The organism is Polaribacter sp. R2A056_3_33 (assembly GCF_019278485.1).
Taxonomy (GTDB): Bacteria; Bacteroidota; Bacteroidia; order Flavobacteriales; family Flavobacteriaceae; genus Polaribacter.
On sequence record NZ_CP058984.1, the window covers coordinates 1,427,543 to 1,443,152 of the forward strand.

16 protein-coding genes and 1 pseudogene are annotated in these 15,610 nt (G+C 30.7%); 9 read left to right on the forward strand and 8 right to left on the reverse strand.

Annotated features, from left to right (window positions below; all coding sequences use genetic code 11):
• Positions 1-65 precede the first annotated feature (65 nt).
• Positions 66-1,118 (forward strand): annotated as a pseudogene (locus H0I29_RS06080) (isoaspartyl peptidase/L-asparaginase family protein).
• On the opposite strand, the gene H0I29_RS06085 reads toward H0I29_RS06080, so the two are convergent.
• From H0I29_RS06085 to H0I29_RS06110, 6 genes are all read right to left on the reverse strand, one after another.
• Positions 1,106-1,450, reverse strand: coding sequence for a hypothetical protein (locus H0I29_RS06085; protein WP_218754769.1), 345 nt, complete (start codon positions 1,448-1,450; stop codon positions 1,106-1,108). The pseudogene H0I29_RS06080 and the gene H0I29_RS06085 sit on opposite strands and share 13 nt — an antisense overlap.
• An 82-nt stretch (positions 1,451-1,532) precedes the next feature.
• Positions 1,533-2,864 carry a PorT family protein gene (locus H0I29_RS06090; protein ID WP_218754770.1) on the reverse strand — a complete coding sequence of 444 codons (1,332 nt, stop codon included), beginning with the start codon at positions 2,862-2,864 and terminating at the stop codon, positions 1,533-1,535.
• A gap of 3 nt (positions 2,865-2,867) precedes the next feature.
• Positions 2,868-3,422, reverse strand: coding sequence for an RNA polymerase sigma factor (locus tag H0I29_RS06095; protein ID WP_368384632.1), 555 nt, complete (start codon positions 3,420-3,422; stop codon positions 2,868-2,870).
• Positions 3,418-3,822 (reverse strand): hypothetical protein, encoded by a 405-nt coding sequence (locus H0I29_RS06100; protein ID WP_218754771.1) that lies wholly within the window; start codon positions 3,820-3,822, stop codon positions 3,418-3,420. Before H0I29_RS06100 ends, H0I29_RS06095 begins: the two co-directional genes overlap by 5 nt.
• Positions 3,823-3,839: 17 nt before the next feature.
• A complete protein-coding gene (locus H0I29_RS06105; RefSeq protein ID WP_218754772.1) occupies positions 3,840-4,529 on the reverse strand; it encodes a hypothetical protein in 690 nt (229 codons plus the stop codon).
• Positions 4,530-4,531: 2 nt separating this feature from the next.
• Positions 4,532-4,948, reverse strand: a complete 417-nt coding sequence (locus tag H0I29_RS06110; RefSeq protein ID WP_218754773.1) for a hypothetical protein — start codon at positions 4,946-4,948, stop codon at positions 4,532-4,534.
• A gap of 75 nt (positions 4,949-5,023) precedes the next feature.
• Here H0I29_RS06110 and H0I29_RS06115 point away from each other — a divergent pair, with 75 nt between their 5' ends.
• The 6 genes from H0I29_RS06115 to H0I29_RS06140 all read left to right on the forward strand — a co-directional run bounded on the left by H0I29_RS06115 (position 5,024) and on the right by H0I29_RS06140 (position 10,071).
• Positions 5,024-5,998 carry an acyl transferase gene (locus H0I29_RS06115; RefSeq protein ID WP_218754774.1) on the forward strand — a complete coding sequence of 325 codons (975 nt, stop codon included), beginning with the start codon at positions 5,024-5,026 and terminating at the stop codon, positions 5,996-5,998.
• 11 nt (positions 5,999-6,009) lie between these two features.
• Positions 6,010-6,468, forward strand: coding sequence for a large conductance mechanosensitive channel protein MscL (gene mscL, locus H0I29_RS06120; RefSeq protein WP_218754775.1), 459 nt, complete (start codon positions 6,010-6,012; stop codon positions 6,466-6,468).
• 74 nt (positions 6,469-6,542) lie between these two features.
• Positions 6,543-7,466, forward strand: coding sequence for a septum formation inhibitor Maf (locus H0I29_RS06125; RefSeq protein WP_218754776.1), 924 nt, complete (start codon positions 6,543-6,545; stop codon positions 7,464-7,466).
• A 161-nt stretch (positions 7,467-7,627) separates the two neighbouring features.
• Entirely contained in the window at positions 7,628-7,894 is a 267-nt protein-coding gene (locus tag H0I29_RS06130; RefSeq protein WP_218754777.1) for a hypothetical protein, read from the forward strand.
• Positions 7,895-8,492: 598 nt separating this feature from the next.
• Positions 8,493-9,467 carry a YHYH protein gene (locus H0I29_RS06135; RefSeq protein ID WP_218754778.1) on the forward strand — a complete coding sequence of 325 codons (975 nt, stop codon included), beginning with the start codon at positions 8,493-8,495 and terminating at the stop codon, positions 9,465-9,467.
• A gap of 25 nt (positions 9,468-9,492) precedes the next feature.
• Complete coding sequence (locus H0I29_RS06140; protein ID WP_218754779.1) at positions 9,493-10,071, forward strand: hypothetical protein; 579 nt, start codon at positions 9,493-9,495, stop codon at positions 10,069-10,071.
• Positions 10,072-10,406: 335 nt separating this feature from the next.
• Here the strand turns inward: H0I29_RS06140 and thiL are convergent, their stop codons facing one another.
• The gene (gene thiL, locus H0I29_RS06145) at positions 10,407-11,456 is read right to left on the reverse strand and encodes a thiamine-phosphate kinase (RefSeq protein ID WP_218754780.1); all 1,050 of its coding nucleotides are present in this window, start codon (positions 11,454-11,456) and stop codon (positions 10,407-10,409) included.
• Between the two features lie 104 nt (positions 11,457-11,560).
• Here thiL and H0I29_RS06150 point away from each other — a divergent pair, with 104 nt between their 5' ends.
• Entirely contained in the window at positions 11,561-13,480 is a 1,920-nt protein-coding gene (locus H0I29_RS06150) for a M1 family aminopeptidase (RefSeq protein ID WP_218754781.1), read from the forward strand.
• 235 nt (positions 13,481-13,715) lie between these two features.
• On the opposite strand, the gene H0I29_RS06155 is transcribed toward H0I29_RS06150, so the two are convergent.
• Positions 13,716-14,480 carry a hypothetical protein gene (locus H0I29_RS06155; protein WP_218754782.1) on the reverse strand — a complete coding sequence of 255 codons (765 nt, stop codon included), beginning with the start codon at positions 14,478-14,480 and terminating at the stop codon, positions 13,716-13,718.
• 299 nt (positions 14,481-14,779) lie between these two features.
• Between H0I29_RS06155 and H0I29_RS06160 the strand changes: the two genes are divergently transcribed.
• Positions 14,780-15,538, forward strand: a complete 759-nt coding sequence (locus tag H0I29_RS06160; RefSeq protein ID WP_218731964.1) for a UDP-2,3-diacylglucosamine diphosphatase — start codon at positions 14,780-14,782, stop codon at positions 15,536-15,538.
• Positions 15,539-15,610 lie beyond the last annotated feature (72 nt).

Here is a 15,610-nt window from a genome sequence, read left to right on the forward strand (position 1 = left end):
AATTTCAAACAAAAGTAAATTAAACAAAAACAATAGTAATTGTTTTATTTTAAACACAAATTATGATGAAATCCTTTTTTATTACCCTGTTATTATTAATTTCTTTTGGATGTAAAAAAGAAATAACATCGCCAGAAGAAAAAACAGCTACTACAAAAAAACATGAATTTGCAATTGTTATTCATGGTGGAGCAGGAACTATTTTAAAGAAAAATTTATCTGATGAAAAAGAAGCAGCTTACAAAGCAAAATTAGAAGAAGCTATTAAAGTAGGACATACAATTCTTAAAAACGGAGGAACAAGCCAAGAAGCAGTTATTAAAACCATACAAGTTATGGAAGAATCTCCATTATTTAATGCAGGAAAAGGAGCTGTTTTTACACATGAAGAAACCAATGAATTGGATGCTTCTTTTATGGATGGAAAAACATTAAATGCTGGTGCAGTTGCTGGGGTAACTAATGTAAAAAGCCCTATTGAATTGGCTGTAAAAATTATGACAGATTCTGATCACGTAATGCTTTCTGGAAAAGGAGCTTCTATTTTTGCTGAAGAAAAAGGATTAGAAATTGTAGATCCAAGTTACTTTTATACAGAAAGACGTTTTCAATCGCTTCAAAAAATAAAAAATAAGAATAAAACAGCGTTAGATCATGATGATAAAAAAGCCGCTTTTTATGATGCTGATATTAAAAATGCAAAATTTGGTACTGTGGGTTGTGTAGCTTTGGATAAAAGTGGAAATATAGCTGCAGGAACTTCTACTGGAGGAATGACAAATAAACGTTGGGGAAGAATTGGAGACGCACCAATTATTGGTTCTGGTACGTATGCAAATAATTTAACTTGTGGTGTTTCTTCTACAGGTTGGGGAGAATATTTTATTAGAAGCCAAGTTGCTTATGATATTTCTGCACAGATGGAATATCAAAATAAATCTTTAAAAGAAGCAACTACAGACGTTATACAAAACAAACTGACTAAACTTGGAGGAACGGGTGGTGTTATTGCTTTAGATAAAAACGGAAATATGTCTTTTTAGTTTAATACTGCAGGAATGTACAGAGCTTCTATGAACGATGAAGACCAATTAATTGTAAAAATTTACAAAGAATAAGCCAACCATTCTTCTGGAATTGGACCTAAATCTAGTTCTATCTTTTTAGATTTTACAATCTTTTTATATCCTAATCTAGAAATTATAGGTACAGATAAGTTTATATTATTCTTTTTATTAATAATTTCTAAAACCTCCCGGATAGATCTTTTGGTACATAAAACTAAGCTATTCATCATAGCATTAGATTCTTTTTCTAAATCGTAAAAATCTACAAAATAAGCAGGTTTTTCATCCTTATAAACAACCCATTGTGTAGCTTTTCTTTCTAATGTTTCTATAACTTCTTTCGTTCCGCTTAAAGTTCTATATGTAATTGCTAAAAATGTCATCTTATTTTCTTTTAAAAAATCAAATTTAATATAATGCATTAGTAATTCTTTTTTAATTTCGATAGAACTACCATAAACATCGTTAAAATGTATATTTAATACCTGAATATATGCCAAAATTGAAAGGAGAAAAACCATTGGAATTCTCACTAAAAGTATCTAACTGTGCTTTAAACATGGGGTTTAAATTTAAAGACCATTTATTATTTAAAAAATAATTAAAATCGAAACCTAAGTTTCCACTAAAGTTAATATTATTTAAATTGTTAGCACTACCCGAATTAGTAAAAAATTGAGAACTAAAATTAACTTCATTTTTATTTAAAAACAAAGAACTGAACCCAGCAACCACCTGTGTATTGAAATTTTTAACAGTTAAAAAATTATATTTCACTTCTATAGGGACTTCAATATAACCAAATATTTGATTCAAATCTCCATTTAAACTCGTTCTACTTATCAATGCACTGTTATCAAAATCTGAAGTTTGTACGGGAGCTGTATTAAAAGATAGAGAAACACCACTATTAAATGCAACAGGTGATGTGCTTTTAGAAATTGAAGAAACAGCTGTTACCTGATTGTTCACAAAACTCATTTCTTGCAAATGCACACCAGATTGAATGCTCCATTTTTTATTGATTTGGTAGCCTATTTGAAAACCATAAGAAAAAGAACTCTTACCTTTTGTGGAGTTTGATAAACTTCTATTTACAGGAGATGAATTTGAAAATGAATTAGAATTTAAAACTGCAAAAACAGGTGCAATAGACCATTTATGCTTTAAATGTTTAATAGAAAAAATACTATCCTTGTCTTTTATAAATTTATTTAAATCGACCTTCTTGTTAGGCAATTCTTTTTCTACAGCTACATTCTCTACTATTTTCTCTTTCTCTTCAATAAAAACCTCCTTATTTTTATTTACATCTATCTTTTTATCGTTCACAGAAACTAACATCTCCTTAGCTGTATTATTAGCTAACAAAGTTTTTTCCACAACGTTTTTATCTCGAACGAACTTCTTTTGAAAAAGAGGTTTTTCTATATCCTTTTTTATACTTTCTTTCGTTTCTTTATCTGTAACCAGTATTTTTTTATCAATTTTTGTATTTTGAATAAGTGAATCTATTTTTGGCAGATCATTTTTTTCTACTTCATTTTCGGTACTCTCTGTTACAATCGTTTTAGAATCGATTTTCATAAAATCTGTTTCGTTTGTAGAGACAGGAAAGAGTAACATTCCTAAAAGTAACATCGCTGCTGCTCCACCTGCAAACCACCAAAGAGGTACTACCCTTCTTTTCTTCTTTTTAAGCTTAGATTCTATATTGCCCCAAACTTTTTTATCTGGAGTTACCTCCAAATTTTTAAGCTGATCTTGAAACAATTTATCTAAATTCTTATTCTTCATTAGTTAATCATTTACTGTTGTTTTTTGATGCATTTCTAATTGATCTTTCAAAATTTTTCTTGCTCTAGACAGGTTCGATTTTGATGTTCCAACAGAAATCCCTAACATTTCTGCAATATCTTTATGAGCATAATCGTCTAAAACATATAAATTAAAAACCAGTCTGTATTGATCTGGTAATTGCTGAATAAAACCCAACAACACATCCACATTAAAAGCAGTATCTTCTATATTAAACTCTTCTTCTGTTTCTAATTCATCAGAAAAATCACTTACATTTTTCAAAGGAGACTTTACTCTATATTTTTGCAAAACAGTATTTACAGTTACACGTTTTAACCAACCTTCAAAAGAACCTTTATGGTTATATTGTTTTATTTTTTCGAAAATAGTCATAAAACTATCTTGTAGATTATCTTCTGCATCTTGATAATTACTCGAATATTTTAAACAAACTGCAAACAGCTTATCAGCATAAAGCTGATAAACTGTTGATTGTGCTGTAATTTTCTGCTTACAGCATTCTTGTATGAGTTCTTCTAGTTTGATGGTACTAATTTACAGGAACTATTACTTCCTCAAAAATATTTTCGCCCTCACTATCAGTTCCTTTAAAGAACTTAAAAATATAGTCTTCTGTTTGAGACGCTGTAACAACAAACTTCTTTTCTTCTTGTACAATTTCTTCTGTACATTCTTCATCTAATAAAACCATTGCCGTTACTGCAACAGTTCTCGTAGAATCTTTAGTCTCATAATAAATTTGTTCAAAAGAATAACAATCGTTTGGAAAAGAATATTTTATAGTAATAGTATCTGATTCTCCATATGTAAAACTTTCTGGAGTAATCGCTTCATCTATTGGCATAAACTCAAATTTGTAATTGGGTACATCATCGTTGTTTAAACAAGAAGCAAAGACAAATAATCCTAATAAAAGTAAACTAATTTTTTTCATGGTTTTTGTGTATTAAATTAATATTTAAGGGTTGGAATTCCATTTTCGCATTCAACAGAAACAGGAACACTTGCTATTGAACAATCTGAAATTATGCCCCATCTAACGTTAAATGTTTTTTCTGCTTGTGTGTATATTTCTATTTTATTTAAAAAATCATTTGTATCTATTTCAGTAGAATAAGCGATATATCCTTGCGAACCTCCACAAGCTTTTGAACCGTAAGCGGTAAACAACCAATTTGTAGCGTCTGAGCAAGAAACACTGCTAGACAACTCTTGAATTTCATTGAATAAATCCATTAAACTTCTATATTCTACTTCTTGTTCTGTCAGTTCTCTTTTTACAACCAATTCCTGTTCTGTAAGTGTAATAATTCTCCAAGCATAATTTGCAGGATAGCTTTCTGTAGAAATGCTAACTAGCGTATTTTCTAAATCAAAAACTCCTTCAATATTAAAAAAAGTTAAAGGTGGTGTACCGCACCAACCAGAAGTACGTTCTATAAAACCACCGTTTTTATGAAATGAAATTCCGTAAGCATCATTTGGCAAAGAGTTCCCTCTTTTAAATGTTGTAGTTTCTCCTTCGTAAACCGGATCTAACCAAGTACCTATTAATAAATTATTAGCATCTATTATTACCTCATTGTCTTCGCAAGAAAACAATGAAACTAGAAAAAGGAAAGCAATTATTTTTTTCATCATTTTTAGTATTGTATTTGAGAATCCCACCCTTCTAAATTTAAAAGAATTGTAGTGTCACTGTCTTTTAAATCTTTAATATTAAACGTAAAATCTTTAGAAATAAAAGCCAAACAAGCTTCCGTATTTTCTAAATTGATTTTAATATTTCTTTGAGTCGGATTCGATTCTAAGATTAAATCTGCATCTACAAGCGTTGCTCTCCAACTAGTACCATCACAACCACTAGCCATAATGTTCAGAGTTAATAAATCCCCATCTAAAATTGCATTATTAATATTGTAACCAGTGGTTGCTGTTTCATTATATAAATTATTATCTATAATTACACATTCATTACAGAGTTCTAAAGTAGTTTCTGCTGTTTCTGAACATCCTAAAAATGCTAAAAGGGTAATTAGAAAAATACTTTTTAACTTCATTATTTAGGTGTTTTATTACAAGATGCAGAAATTTTAAAAAGGTTGCGTCTAATATTGTTATTTTTGCAAAAGTATATGCAAAACACAATTTTTAACATCCGAAATCAAGAAGAATTTAAGCAAGCTGCTTTAGCTGTTTTTAAACATCAATTTAAAAACAATAAAGTATATCGTTCTTTTTGCGATTTATTATACATTCATCCTTCAGACGTTACTAAGGTTGAAGAAATTCCGTTTTTACCTATTCAGTTTTTTAAAAGCAGAAAAGTACTTTCTTCTTTAGAAGAAATTGAAGAAACTTTTACAAGTTCTGGTACCACAGGAAGCCTTACTAGCAAGCATTTTGTAACAGATATTAACCTCTACAAAGAAAGTTACCTAAAAGGATTTGCACATTTTTATGGCAACATAGAAGACTATGTTGTGTTGGCTTTATTGCCAAATTATTTAGAAAGAAATGGTTCTTCTTTGGTGTATATGGTTGATGATTTAATTCAGAAATCTAACAATACTGAAAGTGGATTTTATTTAGATAACATTGAAGAATTAGCAAAAAAACTAGTAGAATTAGACAAAAAAGGACAAAAAACACTCTTAATCGGAGTTTCTTTTGCTTTGTTAGATTTGATAGAAATGCAAAAATTCAACCTAAAAAATACCATTATCATGGAAACTGGTGGTATGAAAGGACGAAGAAAAGAATTGATTAGAGCTGAATTGCATCAGCTTTTACAAAGCGGATTTGGAGTTTCTGAAATTCACTCAGAATACGGAATGACAGAATTATTAAGTCAAGGATATTCTAACGGAAACGGTGTTTTTGACACACCACCCTGGATGAAAATTTTAACAAGAGATACAGAAGATGCTTTAACCATACAACAAGTAGAAAAAACAGGCGGCATTAATGTAATTGATTTAGCCAATTATAATTCTTGTGCTTTTATTGCTACGCAAGATTTGGGCAAAGTACACCAAAACGGTACTTTCGAAATCATTGGTCGTTTTGATAACTCAGACATTAGAGGTTGTAATTTAATGGTCTTATAAAGAAATTAAAGATGAAGTTTAAATTAATTGAAGATTTTAAAGAGTTTGCTGTAAAAGGTAACATGATAGATATTGCTATTGGGGTTATTATTGGCGCTGCCTTTAATAAAGTTATAAGCGTATTGGTAAAAGAGGTTTTTATGCCTCCTTTGTCTTTTATGACCCAAGGTTCAAAATGGGAAAACAAGAAAATTATTCTAAGAGAAGCGGTACTTGTTAAAGAAAAAATTACAGTTGATGAAATTGCCATTGGTTATGGTAAATTATTTGAAGCTAGTATCGATTTTCTAATCATTGCTTTTACCGTTTTTATCATTGTAAAAGCAATGAATGCAATGAAAAAGAAAGCAGACGACCCAAAAAACAAAGCAGTGGTGACTCCTAAAAATATTGAGTTAATGCACAAAACCAACGAGCTTTTAGAAAAACAAAATGAATACTTACAGAAACTTTTAGCAGAAAAAAAATAACGATACATACGTTTTGTAAATTTTGTTTTTAAATTACGACTGATTTGTTATCAGCTAATTAAACACAAAACGTAATGAATACTAAAACAGCCCTTTTATACCTAGTCCTTTTTTCTTTTATAGGATGCCAATCCGGTCAAACCAAAACAGCACCTCAAGCAACTACAAAAAAAGAAAACACTCCTATTCCAAAAAGTGAACAATTTAATCAGTATTGGTATTCTGGAAAAGCAGAATTAAGCAGCTACACCTTAAAACAGGCTAGATATGGCGAAATACGAGACGGAGAAGTTGTTTTGGTTTTTGTTACAGAACCTTTTTCTGTTAGTAAACAAGTAAAATTAGACAATCCGCAAAAAGCAGGAACTGACAACGTTTCTGTTATGAAATTGAATCATGTTCGTAAATTTAATACCGGTATTTACGATTATTCTATTGTCACCTCTACTTTTACACCTATTGATACTCAAAACTATCCTTTTACTTTAAAAGCTTCCACAAGTATACAAGAATGGTGCGGACATACTTTTACGCAATTAAACCTTGCTGATGACAAATACAATTTTAAACAATTCTCTTATTTTGAAGCTGACGGAGACGAAGAGAAAACAATTAATGCTACCTTTTTAGAAGAAGCATTGTTTACTAAAATTCGTATTGCAAAAGGTCAATTACCAGAAGGAGAAATCAATTTGATTCCTTCTACTATTTACAGTCGTTTTAACTACAAAAAAATGGACGTAGAGAAAGCTGAAATTAGTAAAACAACATCAGAAAAAACACTTACTTATAAGATAAAGTATCTAAATATTAATAGAACTCTTACCATTGATGTAGAAAAAGAGTTTCCTTACAAAATTTTAGGTTTTACAGAATTTGATGGAACTGGTTTAACCACAACAGCGAAACTAAAGGCAACTAGTAATGAGCCTTATTGGGAACAAAAAAAATTATCAGATCAAGATAAAAGAAAAGCACTTAAATTAAAATACGAATAGATTTTTTTTAAAATTTCTACTATTATTTCTTTGCTAGATAGTTACGCATTTCTAATAAAAAACAGTTGACTTCGTTTAACTTCATGATAAAATGAAATTGAACTGAACTTGATTCCGTATTAAAACTCACCTTATCATTTTAGTTTTAAAAAACGAAAATTATGAAAACTCTTTTTATCTCTATTTTATTCATTTCGCTTGGACTTTCAATGAATGCACAAGGCGAAGAAAACAAACAATCAGAGCATAATAAAAAGAACGTAATTGCGTCGGAGAGAACAGTAATTGTCTTAATAAATAATGAAATAATTGGAAATCCATCTATTTTAAAAAACATCCCTCAAGAAAATTTAGCAACTGCTGATTTTTCAGAAGATGCTAAATTAGGTTCAAAAAAAATATTTTCGGCTGAATTGATGAGACAATAACTACTGAACCCTGAATTAAAAAATGGGGGAATCATAAAACTAGAAACAGCATTAAAATTTAATATTAAAACTCAGAAAGATTTAAATACTTTTTTTGGATTAAAAGAATCAAACGACATTTTTGTAAATGGATACTTATTAAATAAAAAGTATGCTATTATTAATGAATGTATAAGAGAAATTCAGTTAATAAAAGAGGGGAATCTGTTTTTAAAGGATAAAGTATTAAACATAATAATCTGATGAAATATTTTTCAACACAGTTTATAAAAAATTACTTGCTTAACTAAATCTATGTTTGTTGCTCGTTTGCTAACTTCTAATTTCCCTTCAGAAAATCTTCTTACATAAACACAACTTACCATATACATTAAAGTTAAACAAACCTTTTTCAAAAAAACACTCTTGACTTTCTAAAAAAAATAAACTAACTTCGTTTAACTTCTGATTTAAAACATTAAAATGTTCGATATCAATATAGTTATATGCTATTTTAAAACGAAAAACACATAAAATGTAAAAAAACAAGTAACTTGCTCAAGTTCTTTTAAAGAAAGGACATCTAAAAAAATAATATGTATAATTAAAAAATAAACTTATGAAAAGTAAACTAACATCAATGCGCTTTATTGCCTTATCCTTATCACTTTTTATAATGGCTTTAGGTTTAGAATCATGTAGTTCTGATGATAATTCGGATGCAGATGAGGAAACTGACACTTCAGAATGTGTTCAACAAGAATTGGCAGAAGGAAGTGGAGTTTGTGATACTGAATTAGATCTTACACCCTCTGTAACAATTAGTGTTGATGGATCTGATAGGGTTATATCTACTAATAGTATCCCTGATCATTTAGTAGGAACCTTCATTAATGGAGATATTACTGAACAAAATGAAACTTATACAATAACTGCAAGTCCTGAACTTACGGGGAATTTAACTTCTCTACAGGGGGATAATGGTCCTGAATATATTTTTGGTGTCTTGTTAGATGGTGTAGAATTAGACCCTATTGCAGCTGAGCCTTGGCCACATAGTAATCTTGGAGTTATGGATCCTGATGTAAATTGGGATTGGAATTTAGAAGCATTAAATGTTCCTATAGGTTTAGACTGTAACTACTCACATGTTCAACCTACAGGTAAATATCATCATCATGGTGCTCCAACATTATATGACTTAATTGCAGATGCAGACGGAACTGAAATGGTACAAGTTGGATGGGCAGCTGATGGATACCCTATTTATTATAAATACGCATATACTGATGCTGATGATAGTAGCTCTGCTGTTATAGAAATGACCTCAAGTTATGAATTGTTAACAGGAGATAGACCTGGAGATGGTGAATCGGCACCTTGCTCTGAGTACAATGGTGCATATTCTGCAGATTACGAGTATGTTGATGGACTAGGAACTCTTGATGAGGCAAATGGAAGAACAGGTGTAACCCCTGAATTTCCTGATGGCACATTTTATTATATATTGACTGATGGTGATTCTTTTCCAAGTATCCCAAGATACTTTAGAGGAACACCTTCTGATGACTTCAAACAAGGACCAGGGAACTAAAAAAAACTTAAAAAACGAATCAAATATGTATAAATTATATTTATCATGTTTATTCTTTATCATGTGTATACCTTTTACGTATGCACATGATTCTGATATAGCTTATTTTGATATTACAACAGAAGGTACTCAAACTATAATTCATGCTGAATTTTCATGGAGTATTCGAAATGCCTTAATTGCATTCGATTCTAATTATAATAATGCTAAAACAATAGAAGATATTAATGACATATTTTTACGTTACACCAAAGAGAAATTAAAAATTTTCGACTCAAAAGGCAAACAATTGCATTTATTAAAAGTTGTTCTTGAAAAGAATAATGAAGAACATAACCATGCCACACGTTACACATTAATATTCGAGGGTTCAGATATTAGTAAAGTTTCAAATATCATGATGTTTGAACAGAGTAACTCTCAAAAAAATTATCATTGGTACTTAAACAAAGACGGAAAAAAGGAAGAAGCAATTACAGACAAGACTACTTCATCTTTTAATATCACCACAGAAACTAGTAGTTATTTAAAATATTATTTAATTGTTGGCGCAATACTGTTGTTAGGTTTTCTGATTTTTTCTTTTAAAAGAAAGACAAGGTAAATTGTAATAAAATAGAATTTGTGCTAATTATAGTAAAAGATTCTATTAATTTTTAAGAGCCAAATTAGATTGAAAGTTGTACTTGTGGAAAAAAATTATGTTATGATATCTGTGAAATTGAATAAACTACTGATTAAACAGCATATAACACAGTGTATAATTAATTGCTTTGTTCTTCACTACTTGCGAATATTCCTGCGGAATATTCACGGGTTCGTAAAAGTTTGCTAACTTAGTTGCTTAACCACGCACAAACACGTTAAACGAATCTCATAAAAAAAGGCGAAAAATTTTAAATTTTTCGCCTTTTTTATTATAAAATATCATCACTGTATTTATTCATTCTTCAAAGCATTCCAACCTTGAGCTTTCAACTCAATTTCTTGGCTAGCTCTTGTAACCAAGTTCAATCCTTGGTTTTCTGCAGTAATATGACCAATAATAGAAAAATGAGGATTTCCTTTTATTTTATCAAAATCTGCAATTGGCACAGTAAATAACAATTCGTAATCTTCACCACCACTTAAAGCAACCATGGTAGAGTCTAACTCAAACTCTTCACAAGCAGAAATTACTTGCGGGTCTAATGGCAATTTATCTTCGTATATTTTACAACCTACTTTACTCTGCGTACAAATATGAAAAAGTTCCGATGAAAGTCCATCAGAAATATCAATCATAGAAGTTGGTTTAATTTCCATTTCTTTTAATAAACCAGGAATATCTTTACGAGCTTCTGGCTTTAACTGACGCTGAATTAAGTATGTGTAATTATCTAAATCTGGCTGATTATTTGGATCAACTTTAAAAACCTGTTTTTCTCTTTCTAAAACTTGTAATCCTAAATAAGCAGCACCTAAATCTCCAGAAACCACAATTAAATCGGTTTCTTTAGCGCCATCTCTATAGACAACGTCTTCTTTTTCTGCTTTACCAATTGCGGTAACAGAAATTAAGATTCCTTTGGTAGATGAAGTAGTGTCTCCACCAACTAAATCTACATTATAGCTTTCACAAGCCAACTGAATTCCGGCATACAATTCTTCAATTGCTTCTAGCGGAAACCTATTCGAAACCGCAATAGAAACCGTAATCTGTTCTGCAACTCCATTCATCGCATACACATCAGATAAATTTACCATTACAGCCTTATATCCTAAATGCTTTAATGGCATATAACTTAAATCGAAATGCACCCCTTCTATCAACAAATCAGTAGTAACTAAAGTTTGTTTATCCAAAGCATCTAAAACCGCAGCATCATCTCCAATAGCTTTTATCGTAGATGAATTTTGCACTTTAAAATATTGTGTAATATGATTGATCAAACCAAACTCACCTAGTTCGGCCAACGACGTCTTTTGTGTATTTTTATCTTCTAACATGTTGCAAAGATAGGTACATTCTAAAAAATGACAGAATTACTTTAACACCTATATTTTTTATTTTAGATTTTAAACAGTACTTTTAAATTCTAAGCCTAAGAATTATGATTCGTTTTAGTATTGTTTGCTTTTTTATTCTACTCCATATTTCAAATGTAACTGCTCAAGAAATCATAGAAATTGCAGAATCTGAAGCAAAATCGGCTGCTACAAAAATTCATTTTAAGGCAAATCCTAATACTTCAAATTACGATATTACCTACCATAAACTAGAGTTTTCTGTAGATCCTGCTGTGGCAGCTATTTCTGGTAAAGTAACCACTACTTTTACCGCTTTAAACAATTTATCTACCGTTACTTTTGATTTAGATGATACTATGACGGTGACTTCAGTAACTCAAAACGGAAACGCTCTATCTTTTTTTCAAAACTCAAATGACGAATTGGTAATTACGCTTCAAGCGACTTTAAACCAAGGAAACTCAACATCAGTTGTAATAGATTACAATGGAAACCCAACAAGTAACGGTTTTGGCTCTTTTGAAGTAAACACACACGGAACAGCAAATACTCCGGTACTTTGGACACTTTCTGAACCTTATGGCGCTTTAGGTTGGTGGCCTTGTAAGCAAGATTTGAATGATAAAATTGATACGATTGATGTATATATCACTGCTCCTGAACAATATGTTTCCGTTTCCAACGGATTAGAGCAGAGCACAACGACTAATTTAGGCTTTAAAACCACACATTTTAAACACGAATATCCTATTCCCGCTTATTTAATTGCCATTGCAGTGACCGATTATGAAACCTATTCGCATGATGTTTCTCACAATGATAATAATTTTCCGATTGTAAATTATGTGTATCCAGAAAGTTTAACCTCAGCTCAAAACAGCACTTTAGTCACGGTTGATATTATGGAACATTTTATTGATTTGTTTGGCGATTATCCTTATAAAAATGAAAAATACGGTCACGCCCAGTTTGGTTGGGGCGGCGGAATGGAGCACACAACCGTTTCTTTTATGGGAAATTTTAACCGTGGATTAATTGCGCATGAATTAGCGCACCAATGGTTTGGAAATAAAGTTACCTGCGGAAGCTGGAAAGATATTTGGCTAAATGAAGGTTTTGCTACTTATTTATCTGGTTTAACCATAGAACACTTAGATGGAGATGCTTCTTTTAAAAGTTGGAGAAATTCTACAATTAGCTCTGTAACCTCATCTACAAATGGTGCTGTGTACCTTACGGATGCAGATACCACAAGCGTTGGCAGAATATTTAATAGTAGATTATCTTATAATAAAGGCGCAATGGTTTTACACATGTTGCGTAAAAAATTGGGAGACAATCACTTTTTTGAGGCTTTAAAAAACTACATTTCAGACCCAAATTTGGCATATAATTATGCAAAAACTCCAGATTTAATAGCACATTTAGAAACTGCAAGTGGCTTAGATTTAGAAGAGTTTTTTAACGATTGGATTTACAATCAAGGGTATCCAACTTACCATCTAAACTGGCATAAGTCAGAAACAAATACCATAAATATAACATTGAATCAAACTCAAAGTGATAGCTCTGTTTCTTTTTTTGAAGCCAATGTTCCCGTGCGTTTAAACGGAACAAACGGAGAAGTTTTAGATATCATTTTAAACAACAACACAAACGGACAAACATTTACAGAAAACGTTACTTTCACAGTAAATTCAATAGATTTTGATCCAGATTCTCATTTCATTTCTAAAAACAATAATGTTACTTTAGATCTAGAAAACAATCTTTTTGTATCGGAAAATATTTCTTTATTTCCGAATCCTGTAGATGACATTTTAACTATTGAAACCTCAAAAAATATCACATTCAAAAATGTGATACTCTATAACACACTTGGCAAAGAAGTACTTAACTCTAGCAATAAGCAGATTAATCTTAGTCAATTAACTGAGGGTATTTATTTTATTAAAGTTTTTACGGATACAGGAAACTTGTATAAAAAGATTATTAAAGAGTAACTTTTTGATTGAAGTATTCTCGATACAAAATTTCTGAAAAAGAAACTCCACTCGAACTGTTAGCTTGTATTATTTAAAAGATTTGTTAAGCAGAAAGGGTAAAATACAGTTTTATCGTTTTTGTGTATGATTTCGTTGCGTGTTTAAGCACTAAAGTTAGCAAATAAATCACAGATAGAAAGTCCGCGAGGACTTTCGTAATTAGGCTATAACTAGCAATGAATTATACACGGTGTTATGTGCTGCCATTTAATTCTTTTTCAGTTCGAAAGTCCAATGGAAACGGATAGTAAGTTGGATATTTATTCAGAATAATTGGTAGCTTTTCAATCGTTTTAATTCTTTCGTAATGTTTAAAATTAGTGATTTCCGATAATTGCATTAATCGATTTGGGTTATCAATGCTCAAAACAAAACCGAATGGTGGAAATGTAAATTCGCATACAGTTCCGAAATGATTTGTATAATGAATATGTCCATTTCTGTTTTTTCCTTCGTTATTTAAATACATATAAAATCTGTATTTGTTCGGCAATTCACTCAAGTTTTCGTTTTTTACAAATTCTAATAGTTCGGGATAACTTTCTGTAAATGAATGTTTATTTGTAGCTATAAAAATCGCAGTAATTTGCTTTAGAAACTTAAGTAGGTTTATGTCAGAAATATCAAATTCAAAAGCTCTAGCGTTCTTGTCGTTCGATTGAATTATCGACATCGCTATATTCGCAAACTTTTTATAAGTCCGAACGTAGTTTGAACCTAAAAATCCATTACAATCAAAACAAAAGCTAAATTTTCCAATTCCTCCTTGTTCCTTTCGTGATTTAGGTTTGAGATTGTCAAATGTATATTCCTTTGCTTTTTGATAATATTCGGTTTGGTCAACAATGTAATATTTGGTCTCTTTATTAAATGCAGAACGTGGTGGAATATGCTCAAAATTCAATTCTTTCGTTTCGAGGCAGAGTTTACATTTTCCAATTTTAGTTCCCTTGCTCATTGTTTGGTTTGGTTGCACATAACATTTCGATAATAGGAAAAATTTCATAACAGTGTTACCACAACAACCACCAAACTATATGTGATTTCTCACAAAAAGGTCGAAATGACAAAACTGAATGGAAAGAAAAACAATAAGCTGTCATTTCGACGAAAGGAGAAATCCCATAACAGTGATACACAAAATTGTATCGAGATGTTTTTCTTTTTTTAAATAAAATTAGTGCCCAACCTTTTTAAAGCCTTTCACCCGTTTATAAATTAGTTTTTCTATTTTTACCGATATAAATAAACAACTCCTTGATTTCTATAACAACTTCAGAAAATAAAAAAGTCTATTTTGCATCCGATCAACATTTTGGAGCACCAACACCAGAAGCTAGTTTTCCTCGTGAAAAAAAGTTTGTTGCTTGGTTAGATGAAGTAAAAAAAGACGCAGAAGCCATTTTTTTATTAGGCGATTTATTTGACTTTTGGTTCGAATACAAAACCGTAGTTCCTAAAGGATTTGTACGAGTTCTAGGGAAATTAGCAGAAATAAAAGATTCTGGAATTCCGATATACTTTTTTATCGGAAATCATGATTTATGGATGAACGATTATTTCCAAAAGGAACTGAATATCCCCGTTTATAATGAACCACAAGAGTTTTTAATCAACAATAAAAAGTTTTTAATTGGTCATGGAGATGGTTTAGGTCCTGGAGATCATGGGTACAAACGCATGAAAAAAGTATTTACATTTCCATTATTCAAATGGATGTTTAGATGGTTGCATCCAGATATTGGTGTACGTTTAGGGCATTATATGTCTGTAAAAAACAAGTTGATTTCTGGTGATGATGATGCAAAATATTTAGGTGATGAAAACGAGTGGTTGGTATTGTATTGCAAAGAAAAACTAACCCAACAACATTACGATTATTTTGTTTTTGGACACCGACACCTTCCTTTAGAAATAGAGCTACAAGAAAACAGTAAATATGTAAACCTTGGAGACTGGATTCAGTATTTTACTTATGGTGAGTTTGATAAAGATTTTAAATTATTAAAAGCATAAAAATAAACCTTCACTGATTTAGTTTAAATACTTTTATAAAATAATAGACATAAAAAAAGCGGCAAGTTGCCG

Bases quoted from the DNA above. Each gene is read 5' to 3' on its own strand.
- H0I29_RS06085 (WP_218754769.1), bottom strand. From the start codon at position 1,450: ATGACATTTTTAGCAATTACATATAGAACTTTAAGCGGAACGAAAGAA.
- H0I29_RS06090 (WP_218754770.1), bottom strand. From the start codon at position 2,864: ATGAAGAATAAGAATTTAGATAAATTGTTTCAAGATCAGCTTAAAAAT.
- H0I29_RS06100 (WP_218754771.1), bottom strand. From the start codon at position 3,822: ATGAAAAAAATTAGTTTACTTTTATTAGGATTATTTGTCTTTGCTTCT.
- H0I29_RS06105 (WP_218754772.1), bottom strand. From the start codon at position 4,529: ATGATGAAAAAAATAATTGCTTTCCTTTTTCTAGTTTCATTGTTTTCT.
- H0I29_RS06110 (WP_218754773.1), bottom strand. From the start codon at position 4,948: ATGAAGTTAAAAAGTATTTTTCTAATTACCCTTTTAGCATTTTTAGGA.
- H0I29_RS06115 (WP_218754774.1), top strand. From the start codon at position 5,024: ATGCAAAACACAATTTTTAACATCCGAAATCAAGAAGAATTTAAGCAA.
- mscL (WP_218754775.1), top strand. From the start codon at position 6,010: ATGAAGTTTAAATTAATTGAAGATTTTAAAGAGTTTGCTGTAAAAGGT.
- H0I29_RS06125 (WP_218754776.1), top strand. From the start codon at position 6,543: ATGAATACTAAAACAGCCCTTTTATACCTAGTCCTTTTTTCTTTTATA.
- H0I29_RS06130 (WP_218754777.1), top strand. From the start codon at position 7,628: ATGAAAACTCTTTTTATCTCTATTTTATTCATTTCGCTTGGACTTTCA.
- H0I29_RS06135 (WP_218754778.1), top strand. From the start codon at position 8,493: ATGAAAAGTAAACTAACATCAATGCGCTTTATTGCCTTATCCTTATCA.
- H0I29_RS06140 (WP_218754779.1), top strand. From the start codon at position 9,493: ATGTATAAATTATATTTATCATGTTTATTCTTTATCATGTGTATACCT.
- thiL (WP_218754780.1), bottom strand. From the start codon at position 11,456: ATGTTAGAAGATAAAAATACACAAAAGACGTCGTTGGCCGAACTAGGT.
- H0I29_RS06150 (WP_218754781.1), top strand. From the start codon at position 11,561: ATGATTCGTTTTAGTATTGTTTGCTTTTTTATTCTACTCCATATTTCA.
- H0I29_RS06155 (WP_218754782.1), bottom strand. From the start codon at position 14,480: ATGAGCAAGGGAACTAAAATTGGAAAATGTAAACTCTGCCTCGAAACG.